Source organism: Pantoea sp. YU22, from assembly GCF_003970755.1.
In the GTDB taxonomy this organism is placed as follows: domain Bacteria; phylum Pseudomonadota; class Gammaproteobacteria; order Enterobacterales; family Enterobacteriaceae; genus Pantoea; species Pantoea piersonii.
Genome location: NZ_RYDU01000023.1, coordinates 14,103 through 26,732, shown reverse-complemented (window position 1 = coordinate 26,732; position 12,630 = coordinate 14,103). Strand labels below are relative to the sequence as shown.

Annotated in this window: 14 protein-coding genes; 4 read left to right on the top strand and 10 right to left on the bottom strand. The window is 60.7% G+C overall.

Features of this window, described 5'->3' with window-relative positions:
- Nucleotides 1-4 precede the first annotated feature (4 nt).
- The 4 genes from nrdE to EKL29_RS20850 form a co-directional block, all read right to left on the bottom strand.
- A complete protein-coding gene (gene nrdE, locus EKL29_RS20865; protein WP_126690592.1) occupies nt 5-2,143 on the bottom strand; it encodes a class 1b ribonucleoside-diphosphate reductase subunit alpha in 2,139 nt (712 codons plus the stop codon).
- Nucleotides 2,113-2,526 (bottom strand): class Ib ribonucleoside-diphosphate reductase assembly flavoprotein NrdI, encoded by a 414-nt coding sequence (gene nrdI, locus EKL29_RS20860; RefSeq protein ID WP_120457418.1) that lies wholly within the window; start codon nt 2,524-2,526, stop codon nt 2,113-2,115. The genes nrdE and nrdI overlap by 31 nt, the downstream gene beginning before the upstream one ends.
- A 4-nt stretch (nt 2,527-2,530) precedes the next feature.
- Nucleotides 2,531-2,773: a redoxin NrdH gene (locus tag EKL29_RS20855; RefSeq protein WP_120457420.1), complete on the bottom strand. Its 243-nt coding sequence runs from the start codon at nt 2,771-2,773 to the stop codon at nt 2,531-2,533.
- Nucleotides 2,774-3,072: 299 nt separating this feature from the next.
- Nucleotides 3,073-3,390, bottom strand: a complete 318-nt coding sequence (locus EKL29_RS20850; protein WP_120457422.1) for a DUF883 family protein — start codon at nt 3,388-3,390, stop codon at nt 3,073-3,075.
- A 152-nt stretch (nt 3,391-3,542) separates the two neighbouring features.
- Here EKL29_RS20850 and EKL29_RS20845 point away from each other — a divergent pair, with 152 nt between their 5' ends.
- From EKL29_RS20845 to EKL29_RS20830, 4 genes are all read left to right on the top strand, one after another.
- The gene (locus EKL29_RS20845) at nt 3,543-3,878 is read left to right on the top strand and encodes a DUF2002 family protein (RefSeq protein WP_033754097.1); all 336 of its coding nucleotides are present in this window, start codon (nt 3,543-3,545) and stop codon (nt 3,876-3,878) included.
- 134 nt (nt 3,879-4,012) lie between these two features.
- Nucleotides 4,013-5,419: an S-methylmethionine permease gene (gene mmuP, locus EKL29_RS20840; protein WP_126690591.1), complete on the top strand. Its 1,407-nt coding sequence runs from the start codon at nt 4,013-4,015 to the stop codon at nt 5,417-5,419.
- A complete protein-coding gene (mmuM, locus tag EKL29_RS20835; protein ID WP_126690590.1) occupies nt 5,409-6,326 on the top strand; it encodes a homocysteine S-methyltransferase in 918 nt (305 codons plus the stop codon). Before mmuP ends, mmuM begins: the two co-directional genes overlap by 11 nt.
- Before the next feature lie 103 nt (nt 6,327-6,429).
- Complete coding sequence (locus tag EKL29_RS20830; protein WP_120457427.1) at nt 6,430-6,849, top strand: hypothetical protein; 420 nt, start codon at nt 6,430-6,432, stop codon at nt 6,847-6,849.
- Nucleotides 6,850-6,855: 6 nt separating this feature from the next.
- On the opposite strand, the gene speG is transcribed toward EKL29_RS20830, so the two are convergent.
- From speG to EKL29_RS20800, 6 genes are all read right to left on the bottom strand, one after another.
- Nucleotides 6,856-7,401 (bottom strand): spermidine N1-acetyltransferase, encoded by a 546-nt coding sequence (speG, locus tag EKL29_RS20825; protein ID WP_120457653.1) that lies wholly within the window; start codon nt 7,399-7,401, stop codon nt 6,856-6,858.
- A gap of 67 nt (nt 7,402-7,468) precedes the next feature.
- Nucleotides 7,469-8,146 (bottom strand): ABC transporter ATP-binding protein, encoded by a 678-nt coding sequence (locus EKL29_RS20820; RefSeq protein ID WP_120457429.1) that lies wholly within the window; start codon nt 8,144-8,146, stop codon nt 7,469-7,471.
- Nucleotides 8,139-8,972 (bottom strand): ABC transporter ATP-binding protein, encoded by an 834-nt coding sequence (locus EKL29_RS20815; RefSeq protein ID WP_120457431.1) that lies wholly within the window; start codon nt 8,970-8,972, stop codon nt 8,139-8,141. Before EKL29_RS20815 ends, EKL29_RS20820 begins: the two co-directional genes overlap by 8 nt.
- Nucleotides 8,962-9,819 (bottom strand): ABC transporter permease, encoded by an 858-nt coding sequence (locus EKL29_RS20810; RefSeq protein ID WP_120457433.1) that lies wholly within the window; start codon nt 9,817-9,819, stop codon nt 8,962-8,964. The genes EKL29_RS20815 and EKL29_RS20810 overlap by 11 nt, the downstream gene beginning before the upstream one ends.
- A complete protein-coding gene (locus EKL29_RS20805) occupies nt 9,816-10,868 on the bottom strand; it encodes an ABC transporter permease (RefSeq protein WP_120457434.1) in 1,053 nt (350 codons plus the stop codon). The genes EKL29_RS20810 and EKL29_RS20805 overlap by 4 nt, the downstream gene beginning before the upstream one ends.
- The gene (locus tag EKL29_RS20800) at nt 10,868-12,436 is read right to left on the bottom strand and encodes an ABC transporter substrate-binding protein (protein WP_120457436.1); all 1,569 of its coding nucleotides are present in this window, start codon (nt 12,434-12,436) and stop codon (nt 10,868-10,870) included. The genes EKL29_RS20805 and EKL29_RS20800 overlap by 1 nt, the downstream gene beginning before the upstream one ends.
- Nucleotides 12,437-12,630: the final 194 nt, after the last annotated feature.

Below are 12,630 nucleotides of genomic sequence, written 5' to 3'. Positions count from 1 at the left end.
TTCATCACAACGCGCAGGAAACGCAGCCCTGCACCTCCGTGCCCTGTAGCGCCATCTGGCGCAGTCGAATGTAGTAAAGCGTTTTGATGCCTTTCTTCCAGGCGTAAATCTGCGCTTTGTTGATGTCGCGCGTCGTCACATCGTCACGGAAAAAGAGCGTCAGCGACAGCCCCTGATCGACATGCTGCGTCGCTTCGGCATAGGTGTCGATAATCGCTTCCGGCCCGATCTGATAGGCATCCTGATAGAGATCCAGGTTCTCGTTGGTCATAAAGGGCGCAGGGTAGTAAACGCGTCCGGTTTTTCCCTCTTTACGGATTTCGATGCGCGACACAATCGGGTGGATGCTTGAGGTCGCATGGTTGATATAGGAGATAGAGCCGGTAGGCGGAATCGCCTGCAGGTTCTGGTTATATAAACCGTGCGTCATCACCGCCTCGCGCAGCGCCTGCCAGTCGGCGCGCGTCGGCAGTGTCATTCCGGCCTCGGCGAACAGGCGCGCCACACGCCCGGTGCGCGGCAGCCAGTCGCGCTCTACATATTTATCGAAATACGCGCCGCTGGCGTAGGCGGAGTGCTCAAAGCCGTCAAAGCGCTGCCTGCGCTCGCGCGCCAGCTGGTTAGAGGTGCGCAGCGCATAGAAGGTGACGCAGTAGAAATAGAGGTTGGTGAAGTCGAGCGCTTCCGGCGAACCGTAGGCCATTCCCTCGCGCGCCAGATAGCCGTGCAGGTTCATCTGCCCCAGGCCAATGGCGTGCGAACGCTGGTTGCCCTCTGCGACCGACGGCACCGAGCCAATATGACTCATATCGGAAACCGCCGTCAGCGCGCGCACCGCGACCTCTACGGTACGCGCCAGGTCGCGCGAGTCCATGGCGTGCGCGATATTCAGCGAACCGAGGTTGCAGGAGATATCTTTGCCGATGCGGCGATAGCTCAGATCCTCATTGAACTCGCTGGGGCTGTTAACCTGCAAAATTTCCGAGCAGAGATTGCTCATATTGATACGGCCGGCGATCGGGTTGCTGCGGTTAACGCTGTCCTCATACATGATGTAGGGATAGCCGGACTCGAACTGAATCTCCGCCAGCGTCTGGAAGAAGTCGCGCGGCTGGATCCAGCTTTTACGGATGCGGTCGTCCGCCACCATCTCGTCATACTTCTCGCTGATGCTGATATCGCCGAACGCCTGGCCATAAATCCGTTCAACGTCGTAGGGCGAAAAGAGCGCCATCTGGCGATTCTCCTTCGCCAGCTGAAAGGTAATATCGGGAATGACGACGCCGAGCGAGAGCGTTTTAATGCGGATCTTCTCGTCGGCGTTTTCCCGCTTGGTATCGAGAAAGCGCAGGATATCGGGATGATGCGCGTTGAGCCAGACCGCGCCCGCGCCCTGACGTGCGCCAAGCTGGTTGGCGTAGGAGAAGGCGTCCTCGAGCATCTTCATCACCGGAATAACACCCGACGACTGGTTCTCGATGCGCTTAATCGGCGCGCCGTTTTCCCGCAGGTTGGAGAGCAGGAAGGCCACGCCGCCGCCGCGCTTGGAGAGCTGCAGCGCTGAATTCACCGCGCGGCCGATCGATTCCATATTATCTTCGATGCGCAGCAGGAAACAGGAGACCAGCTCGCCGCGCTGCTGTTTGCCGCAGTTGAGGAAGGTGGGCGTCGCAGGCTGGAAGCGGCCGCTCAGCATCTCTTCCAGCAGGGATCGCGCCAGCGTCTCGCTGCCCTGCGCCAGGGTCAGCGCCACCATGCAGGCGCGCTGCTCGAAGGTTTCGAGATAGCGTTTGCCGTCGAAGCTTTTCAGCGTATAGCTGGTGTAGAACTTCCACGCGCCGAGAAACGTCTTGAATTCAAAGCCCCAGGCCGCCGCCTCGTCGTGGAAACGGCACAGGAAGTCGAAGTCGTACTGGTTCAGCACGTCCGCTTCGTAATAGCCTTCCGCGACCAGGTAGCGCAGACGCTCCGCCGCGCTGGCGAAAGAGAGCGTATTAGGCGCGACATGCTGCAGAAAGAACTGGCGCGTCGCTTCGCGATCTTTGCTGAACTGGATGCGGCCATCGGCATCATAGAGGTTCAGCATGGCGTTCAGCGCATGATAGTCGAGCGTTACGCCATTGAGGGTGTCTGTTGTTGCCAAAATTGGGTTACTCCCGCTTTAACCGTGGCGATGTCTTCCGGCGTTCCCATCAGCTCAAAGCGGTAGAGCACAGGAACCTGGCATTTTTGCGCGATAATGTCGCCGGCCAGGCAGTAAGCCTCGCCGAAATTGCGGTTGCCCGCTGCGATCACGCCGCGAATGCCGCGCCGGTTCGATTCATCATTAAGAAAGTGAATAACCTGTCTGGGGACCGCGCCGCGACTGCCGCCGCCGCCATAGCTCGGCACCACCAGGATATAGGGCTGGTGGTGCTGCAGACGCGCGGAGAGGTCGAGAGGAATGCGGCGCGCCGGCAGCCCCAGACGGGCAATAAACCGGTGGGTGTTTTCCGACTGGCTGGAAAAATAGACCAGTGGAAACATGGCGCTACTCTCCTGCCGCCGCAAGCTGACGCAGACCGGCGATTTTGTCCGGGCGGAAGCCGCTCCAGTGCTCGCCATCCGCCATCACCACCGGCACCTGGCGGTAACCGAGCGATTTCAGGCCGTCAACGGCGTCAGGCTGCGCGTCGAGATTGATCAGCTGATAGTCGATGCCATGACGATCCATAGCGTTTTTGGTGGCGCTGCACTGGACACAGTTATCTTTTGTGTAAATAATAATGCGCATGATTCGTATTTCCTTTCTGTCATGGACAAGGTATCTGTGATACGTAAGCGGATGCCCCTGTTTCAGGCTTCGTTGCCGCTCACATCTTGTGTCTGGTCGATAGAAAGAATACTAGATATAGTGGTGTTTAAATTCAAGCGCACCATATATAGATATCTGGGCAATAAATCATCAAGGGGCGGCTAAAGCCAGGCGACATGCGGTTCGGGGCAGCGCAAAAATTTTTGTAAAGATGGCGGGGCAGGAAAGAGGCGAAAAAAAGCCCCGCTTACGCGAGGCTTAGTGCATTTTAATGGAGATTAACGGCGGCCGACCAGCAGCGCGCCTAACACCAGGCCAACGGCGGCACCGATGCCCACGCCGTACCAGGGTTTATCATGCACGTAGGCGTCCACCTGGTAGCTCGCATCACGCGCCGCCTGGGAAACGCGGTTATGACCGCCGTTCAGCTTCGCGCGCGTCTGCTTCAGCAGCGCCTGCGCCTGGCTGCGAGCAGAGTCCACTTCATCTTTTGCTTCGCTACCGTAGGATTTCAGCAGCGCTTCCAGCGAATCAGCGAGCTCGTTTACATCCTGGTTAACATCAATGTCATCGTTTTTTGTGGTTCGATTAAACATTTTTTCGCTCCCTTTGATTTTGAAAGTAATACTGAGTGTAGACGATACGCGGATAAACGCATCGGCAGGACGGGGGTTTAGGGAAATTCCGAAAGCCGCACGGCGGCGTGCTGTTGTAAGGTTGCGAGGCTTGAAAGAGGAGAGGAAAGAGCATGTATTTACGACCCGATGAGGTAGCGCGCGTTCTGGAAAAGGCGGGATTTGAAGTTGACGAAGTCACGCCAAAAGCTTACGGCTATCGCCGTGGCGACAGCTATGTCTATGTTAACCGCGAAGCCCGTATGGGACGCACGGCGCTGGTGATCCACCCCACGTTAAAAGAGAAGAGTCAGCCGTTTGCCGAACCGGCGTCAGAGATGAAGACCTGCGATCACTACACGCGGTTTCCACTCTATCTGGCGGGCGAGTCGCAGGAGCACTACGGCATTCCCCACGGTTTCAGTTCACGTATCGCCCTGGAACGCTACCTGCAAAGCGTTTTCGGCTGATAGCGGCCAGCCCCGTCAGCGCGGGGCACGGCGCTGCTTTTTATCAAATCCTTATCTTTTATCACGTTGCAATTCCCGCCGGCGACGCGTATAACCCTGCCATATAGATGTTTAGACGTCCATACGGATAAAAGATGAGCGAGCAGGAAAACCCGTCACGGGAACACTTTAAGCGCACCATGAAAACGCGCCATCTGGTGATGTTATCGCTGGGCGGCGTAATCGGCACCGGGCTGTTTTTTAATACCGGCTATATCATTTCCACCACCGGCGCGGCGGGCACGTTGCTCGCCTACCTGATTGGCGCGCTGGTAGTGTGGCTGGTGATGGTCTGTCTGGGGGAGCTGTCGGTGGCGATGCCGGAAACCGGCGCGTTCCACGTCTATGCGGCGCGCTATCTCAGTCCCGCTACCGGCTATACCGTCGCCTGGCTCTACTGGCTGACCTGGACGGTGGCGCTCGGCTCCAGCTTTACCGCCGCAGGCTTCTGCATGCAGTACTGGTTTCCGCAGGTGCCGGTGTGGATCTGGTGCCTGCTGTTTTGCGTCGCCATCTACCTGCTGAATATTATCTCCACGCGCTTCTTCGCCGAAGGGGAGTTCTGGTTCTCGCTTGTCAAAGTCGTCACCATCATCGCCTTTATCGTGCTGGGCGCGGCGGCGATGTTCGGCTTTATCCCGCTAAAGGATGGCAGCGCCGCGCCGGGGCTAAGCAACCTCACCCAGCACGGCTGGCTGCCGCACGGCGTGCTGCCGATTATCATGACCATGGTGGCGGTGAACTTCGCCTTTTCCGGCACCGAGCTTATCGGTATCGCCGCGGGTGAAACGGAAAACCCGCAAAAAGTGCTGCCGCTGGCGATCCGCACCACGGTAGCGCGGCTGATCATCTTCTTTGTCGGTACGGTGCTGGTGCTGGCGGCGCTGATCCCGATGGATCAGGCGGGCATCGTCAAAAGCCCCTTTGTGCTGGTGTTTGAAAAGATCGGCCTTCCTTATGCGGCGGATATCGTGAATTTCGTTATCCTCACGGCGATCCTCTCCGCGGCTAACTCCGGGCTCTACGCGTCAGGGCGTATGCTCTGGTCGCTGGCGAACGAAAAGACGCTGCCGCGCTGCTTCGCCCGCGTCAATAAGCGCGGCGTGCCGCAGCTGGCGATCACCGTCAGTATGCTGGGCGGCGTGCTGGCGCTGCTCTCCAGCGTTATCGCGCCGGATACGGTATTTGTCGCGCTGTCGGCCATCTCCGGCTTTGCGGTGGTGGTGGTCTGGCTCAGCATCTGCGCCTCGCACTATATGTTCCGCCGCCGCCATCTGGCGCAGGGCAGGGCGCTGAGCGAGCTAACCTACCGCGCGCCGCTCTATCCGCTGACGCCGATACTGGGCTTTGCCCTTTGCCTGCTGGCGTGCGTCGGGCTGGCGTTCGATCCCTCGCAGCGCATCGCGCTCTGGTGCGGCATTCCCTTTGTGCTGCTCTGCTATGGGGTTTACGCTATTACTCATAAAAAATCGCAGGCTGAGGAGGCCAGAAATGCAGCATAATTCCGTGGCGCAGGCGCTGGCTGAAAGCGACATTCTTATCCTGGACGGCGCGCTGGCGACCGAGCTGGAGGCGCGCGGCTGCAATCTGGCGGACGCGCTCTGGTCGGCGAAGGTGCTAATGGAAAATCCTGAGCTGATCTACCAGGTACACCGCGACTATTTCGCCGCCGGCGCGCGCGTTGCCATTACCGCCAGCTATCAGGCGACGCCGCAGGGCTTCGCCGCGCGCGGGCTGGATGAGGCGCAGTCGCTTCAGCTTATCGCCCGCAGCGTTGAGCTGGCGCGACGCGCGCGCGACGACTACCGCACTGCCAGCGGCAGCCGGGTCACGCTGCTGGTGGCGGGATCGGTTGGGCCATACGGCGCTTTTCTTGCCAACGGCGCGGAATATCGCGGCGACTACGCGCTGCCGGACGAAGAGATGCAGGCGTTCCACCGTCCGCGCGTACAGGCGCTGCTGGCGGCGGGGGCGGATCTGCTGGCGTGCGAAACGCTGCCTTCTTTTGCCGAAGCGCAGGCGCTGGCCGCGCTGCTGACGGAATTCCCCGGCGCGCAGGCATGGTTCTCCTTTACGCTGCGCGATGCGGAGCATATCAGCGACGGCACGCCGCTGCGCGAGGTCGCCGCTTTCCTGCAGGCGCAGCCGCAGATTGTGGCGCTGGGCATCAACTGCGTCGCACTGGAGCAGGTGACGCCTGCGCTGACGGCATTGCAGAGGCTGACCAGCAAACCGCTGGTGGTCTATCCCAACTCCGGCGAGCAGTACGATGCGACGACGAAAACCTGGCACTCTGCGCCGTCGGGCTGCACGCTGCATGACCGGCTGGCCGAGTGGCGCGCCGCTGGCGCACGGCTGATCGGCGGCTGCTGCCGCACCACGCCGCAGGATATCGCGGCGATTGCGTAGCGGTGTCAACCGCAATAAAGCGCAGAAAACAGTCGATGCTAAGGCGATTAACGGCGCAAGGGCGGTTTACACTGCCCTTTCAGACTCTTTAGCGGATCCACTCATGAAACAGCGACTTCTTATCCTTGCCGCCGCGCTGCTGCTTAGCGGCTGCGCCTCGATTGTCGGCTCACCAACCCAGGCGGTGCGTATCGACTCTCTGCCGCAGGGCGCGCGCTTTACCGTACAGGATGAGGATGGACGCCCGGTGGCAGAGGGTTACACGCCGCAAACCGTCGAGCTGGCGAAGTCGACCGGCCGCTATTTCGGCAAGAAGCACTATCAGGTGATGCTGGAGAGCCCGGGCTACGTGCCGGTTACGCTGCCGATCGAAGGCAAAGCCAACCTCTGGTATCTGCTCGGCAATATTCCGCTGGGCGGCTTTCCCGGCTGGCTGCTGGTCGATCCCTTTAACGGCGGAATGTACAACCTCCAGCCGGACCATCCGCGCCCCTTCCTCAATCCGGTCGGCGCGCGTAGCTGAGGGCGATTACTGCGCGGTGGGCTTCACCATCGCGCCGCCTGAGCGGAACCTTTCCAGGAACTGGTGCTGGAAAATGCACATGCGGATGGTATTGCGATACTCGCCGTTGATAAAAAATTCGTGCTTCAGCACGCCTTCCGTCTCAAATCCCAGCTTGCTGTAGATGTGGATCGCTTTCTCATTCTCCTGATCGACAATCAGATAGAGCTTATAGAGATTCAGCACGGAGAAGCCGTACTCCATCGCCAGCTTCGCCGCCTGGCTTGCCAGCCCTTTGCCCTGATGCGCCGGATCGATAATGATCTGAAACTCGGCGCGGCGGTGGACATGATTGATCTCCACCAGCTCTACCAGCCCCGCTTTCTGACCGTCGTGCTCTACGACGAAGCGGCGCTCGCTCTGATCGTGAATATGCTTGTTATAGAGATCGTAGAGCTCGACAAACGCCTCATAGGGCTCTTCAAACCAGTAGCGCATTACGCTGGCGTTATTATCCAGCTGGTGTACGAAGTGCAGATCTTCCCGCTCCAGCGGGCGTAGCTTAACCGTCATGGTGACCTCTTTGTTGACAGATTTCGCGCGAGTATAGCGCACAAGGCGCGCCAGCTCGCGCGATCCGTCAGGCGGTGATCTGCTCGACGATGCGGCCCTGCGCCATGCGCGCGGCGCGATCGCACATATGGTCGATCACGTCGGGATCGTGGCTGACCAGCACCATCGTCAGGCCGTCGTCGCGCTTGAGATCGTTCAGCAGATTGAGGATCTCCGCCTGCACCGACATATCCAGCGCCGAGGTCGGCTCATCCAGCAGCAGGATCTTTGGCTCCAGCAGCAGCGCACGTACGATCGCCACGCGCTGGCGCTGACCGCCCGAAAGCTGATGCGGATAGCGCTCCGCCAGCGCCGGATCCAGCCCGACGTGACGGAAGCCCTGATTAATACGATCGTCGATATTGTCGCGGCGCAGCAGCTTCAGCGGCTCCGCCAGGGTGCGACGCAGGCGATGACGCGGATGCAGCGAGGCGTAGGGGTCCTGAAATACCATCTGCACATCGCGGCGCAGCTGGCCGGTAAAGGGCTTGCCCGGCGCGACGTCGCAGCCCGCCAGCGCCATTTTCCCCTGCCAGTGCGGGTTCAGCCCGGCCATCACCCACAGCAGCGACGATTTGCCGCAACCGGACGGGCCGACCAGACCGAAACACTCGCCGGCGTTGACCTGTAAATCGACCTCATGCACCACGGTGCGGAGTTCATAGCCCTGCTTATGCGAGACGCTGAGCTGCTGAAGATTAATCATGATTCGCCTCCAGCGCGGCGCGGTCCAGCACCGGCAGCGCCTCGCCGTGTGTCGCTTTGCTCGGACGGCACGACCAGAGCGTGCGCGTATAGGGATGGGTGGCGCGCGGCAGATCGGCGGCGGGCAGGGTATCGAGCACGCGGCCTTTGTACATCACCATCACGCGCTCGCAGTGTTCGGAGACCTGCTGCAGATCGTGGCTGATCAGCAGCAGGCCCATATTGCGCGCCTCGACCAGACGGCGGATCAACGCCAGTACCTGATCGCGCATGGCGTGATCGAGCGCCGAGGTCGGCTCGTCGGCGATTAAAAAGGCGGGATCGGCGATCAGCGCGATCGCCAGCATCACGCGCTGGCCCATGCCGCCGGAGAGCTGATGCGGATAGCGCTGCATCAGCTGGCGCGGCTGCGGCAGGCCCACGGCGTCGAGCATCTCGCACACTTTCTCTTTCCGCTCGCTGCGGCTCAGGCGGCGGTGCAGCAGCAGCGGCTCCTCGACCTGCCAGCCGATGGTGCGCGTCGGGTTAAGGGCATATTTCGGGTCCTGCATCACCATCGCCACCGTATCGCCGCGCAGCGCGCTCCAGGCTTTTTCGCTCAGGCGCTGCGCGTCGTGGCCAGCCACCTCAAGCTTCTGCGCGTGAAGGCGCAGCGCGGGCGAGAGCAGTCCCATCAGCGCGCGGGCGGTCAGCGACTTGCCGGAGCCCGATTCGCCCACCAGCGCCACGCGCTCGCGGCCGATGCGAAAGCTGATGTCATCCACCAGCAGCGCGTCGTCGCTGCGGATGCTCAGCGATTCGGCGTGAAGTAACAGATCATTTGGCATGGCGGGTATCCAGTCGGTCGCGCAGGCCGTCGCCTGTCAGGTTAAAAGCCAGGCTGCCGAACAGAATCGCCGCGCCCGGCGCGGCGGCGACCCACCACTGGTCGAAAATCACTTTGCTGCCTTCCGCGACCATCGAGCCCCATTCGGCGGTTGGCGGCTGTACGCCCATGCCGAGGAAGCCGAGACCGGCGGCGGAAAGAATAATGCCGCCGAGGCTGAGCGCGGCGCGCACCACGGCGGTCGGCAGGCAGAGCGGCAGAATATGGCCGAACATCAGGCGCAGCCCGGTGATGCCCTGCATACGCGCGGCGGCCAGATAGTCGCTGCGGCGCAGCGCCAGCGTTTCGGCGCGCGCCTGGCGGGCGAAGGGCGGCCAGCTGGTGAGCGCCAGCGCCAGCGCGCCGTTCATCAGGCCTGGGCCGAGCATTGCCACCAGCGCCAGCGCGATAACCAGGTTAGGCAGCGAGAGAAAGATATCGGTAATACGCATCAGCACGCGCTCCGTCCAGCCGCCGAGGTAGCCCGCGGTAATGCCGACCAGCAGGCCGACCGGAATGGTCAGCACCAGGATCAGCGACACCAGCAGCAGGGTCGGCCGCGCGCCGTAAATGACGCGTGAGAGCAGATCGCGGCCGAAGCCGTCGGTGCCGAACCAGTGCTGCGCCGATGGCGGCAGCAGGCGCGCCGAAATCGTCTGCATATTGGGATCGAAAGGCGCCAGCAGCGGCGCGAGCAGGGCGGTCAGCACCAGGATCGCTACCAGCGTCAGGCCGATGGTCAGCGAGGTGACGCGACGGCGGCGGCGGCGCGGCCGCACGGTTTCGAGTTCAGAAAGTTGTTGCGTCATCGGGTTCTCGGATCGGTTAACCAGGTTAAGGCGTCCGCCAGGGCGTTAAGCAGTATAAAGCAGGCGCCGATCAGCAGCGTGGAGCCGAGGATGGCCGGTACATCGGCCGAGAAGAGCGCATTGGTCATATAGCGCCCGACGCCCGGCCAGGCGAAAACGGTCTCGGTCAGCACCGAGCCTTCCAGCAGCGTGGCGTAGGAAAGGGCGATGACCGTCACCAGCGTGCCCAGCACGTTGGGAAAAATATGGCGCAGCAGAATGCGGCCGCGACCGGCGCCCTTGGCGCGCGCCAGCGTCACATACTCTTTGCTGCTCTCTTCCAGCAGCGCGGCACGCAGCAGACGGGTAATGCCCGCCATCGCCAGCAGGCCGAGGATCACCACCGGCAGCCAGAGATGAGCGATAGCGTTGCGGAACATCTCGCGGTCGCCGGAGAGCCAGCTGTCGATCAGCACGAAGCCGGTTTTCGGCTCCAGCGTATAGACATAGAGGTCATCGAGTCGTCCGGGCCCGGCCGACCAGTGCAGTACGGCGTAAAACAGCAGCAGCCCGAGCAGGCCGAGCCAGAATACCGGCACCGAATAGCCAAGCAGGGAGATAAAGCGCGCCACATTGTCGAGCAGGCTGCCCGGCTTCCAGGCGGCGAGCAGCGCCAGGCTAATGCCGAACAGGGCGGCGAATAGCATGGCGCAGGTCGCCAGCTCAATCGTCGCCGGAAAGGTCTGCATCAGATCGTTCGCTACCGGCTGATTAGTGAGACGGGAAAGGCCAAGGTCGCCGCGCGCCAGGTGCTCCAGGTAGCGCCAGAACTGCACCAGCACCGGCTGATCCAGCCCCAGCTCGTGACGCACCTGAGCGTAGGTCGCTTCGCTGGCGTGATCGCCAGCGATCTGCTGCACCGGATCTACTGGCGAAAGGTGGGACAGCATAAAGGTAAAGGCCAGCAGCCCGAGCAGCGTCACCAGCAGCGACAGCAGGCTGGTGACGAACCGCGACAGGCGCGGCCAGATATGCCGGGCGAACCCGGCATCGGAGGCTGACTGCGCCATTATTTGCTGACCTGCGAGTAGTAAACCATGTCAGGGTTAATGCCCTGCACGTAGCCTTTCAGGTTGTCGCGCAGCGCGATCAGGTTGCGCGCCTGCAGGCCGATAACGTACGGCGAGCTTTTCAGCACCGATTTCTGCATCGCTTCATAGAGCGCCACGCGCTTCTGCGGATCGCTTTCCGCCGTCGCCGCCAGCACCTGCTTATTCAGCTCAGGGATATGCCAGTCTGAACGGTAAGCGATGGTTTTGCTGCCATCTTCCGGGTTATAGGCGAAAGAGGCGGCGTTGGTGTTGGGATCGAAATAGTCCGCGCCCCAGGCGTTCAGCGTCGCCTGATACTTATGCGCCTTCACGCTGGTGGAGACTTCCGAACTCAGACCCGGCTGCACGTTGATCTTCACGCCGCCTTTGGCGAAGCTGCCCTGCAACGCCTGCGCGATATCGAGATAGGGCGGCTGGTTGCTGGTAGAGAGATTGAAGCTGACGTTGGTCAGGCCCGCTTTCTGCAGAATCGCTTTCGCCTTCTCAGGATCGTAGCTGTAAGGCGTGTCGTTGACCGCGCCGAGGAAACCCTTCGGCAGGAAGGTCTGGTGCACGTCGAACTGGCCTTTCAGCAGCTCGCTGGCGATGCCTTTATAGTCGAACAGGTAGCGCGCTGCTTCCCACAGCGCCGGGTTTTTCAGGGTATCGTTGGCGCCGACGTTGAACTGAATATAGTAGAGCGATGCCATCGGAATCGCTTCGGTTTTCACGCCCGCTTTGCCTTTCAGCGCGGCGATTTGATCGGCGCCGAGGTTACGCGCGATATCCGCGTCGCCCTGCTCCAGCAGCAGACGGCGTGCCGCCGGTTCCGGCACGTTTTTAATCAGTACGTTTTTCAGCTTCGGCGCGCCCGCAGGCGAAGTGGGATTCGCGGTCAGCAGCACGACCTGGTGCAGCACCACTTTACGGATCTGATAGGGGCCGCTGCCCGCCGAGTTGGTCGCCAGCCAGCCGTTGCCCAGATCGCCGTTTTTCTCATTCGCCTTCACGGTTTTTTCATCGACAATAGAGGAGACCGGCGCTGACAGCAGGCTCAGCACGTAGGTCGGGCTGACGTTGGCGGTCCAGCTAATCTGAACGTGGTTGTCGTCGACCTTCTTCAGAAAGCCGTCAACGTTCTCTTTGGTCCAGCCGAGCTGCGTCAAAATAAAAGAGGGATCGAGGTTAAGCTTCACCACGCGGCCCAGCGAGAAGATGACATCTTCCGGGCGCAGCGGATTGCCGCTGGCGAAGCGGGCGTCTTTGCGCAGTTCAAAGGTCAGGCTGCGGTTGTCGCTGCCCGGCTGCCAGCTGGCGGCGAGCGTCGGTTTCAGATCTGTCGGATTTTGCGGATCGGACTGGACCAGACGCTGATAAATATTGGTAAAAGCCTGCACGCTGGTCAGCTCAAAGCCTTTGGCGGGATCGAAGCTGTCGGCGTCATCAATGGACTGAGCGATAACCAGCGTATCTTTCGGCGTGACGGCATGCGCGGCAAAGGCGGCTGTCAGCGACATTGCCAACAGGGAAGCGACAGTTTTTTTCATGGTAATTCCTTGCCTTATAAAGTAGTAACGCGAGTGTACGGAAGGGCTTAAAGGAAGAATAGTCTATTATGGGCTAACCTTATGCATTAAAGTTATAAGGCTTGCGCTATGGTTATAAGCGGCAAAAAACCGCGTTTAACAAGTATAGAGAAACAGAACCTCAACAAAGTCTATTTAGCGTTATTTTAATCTTT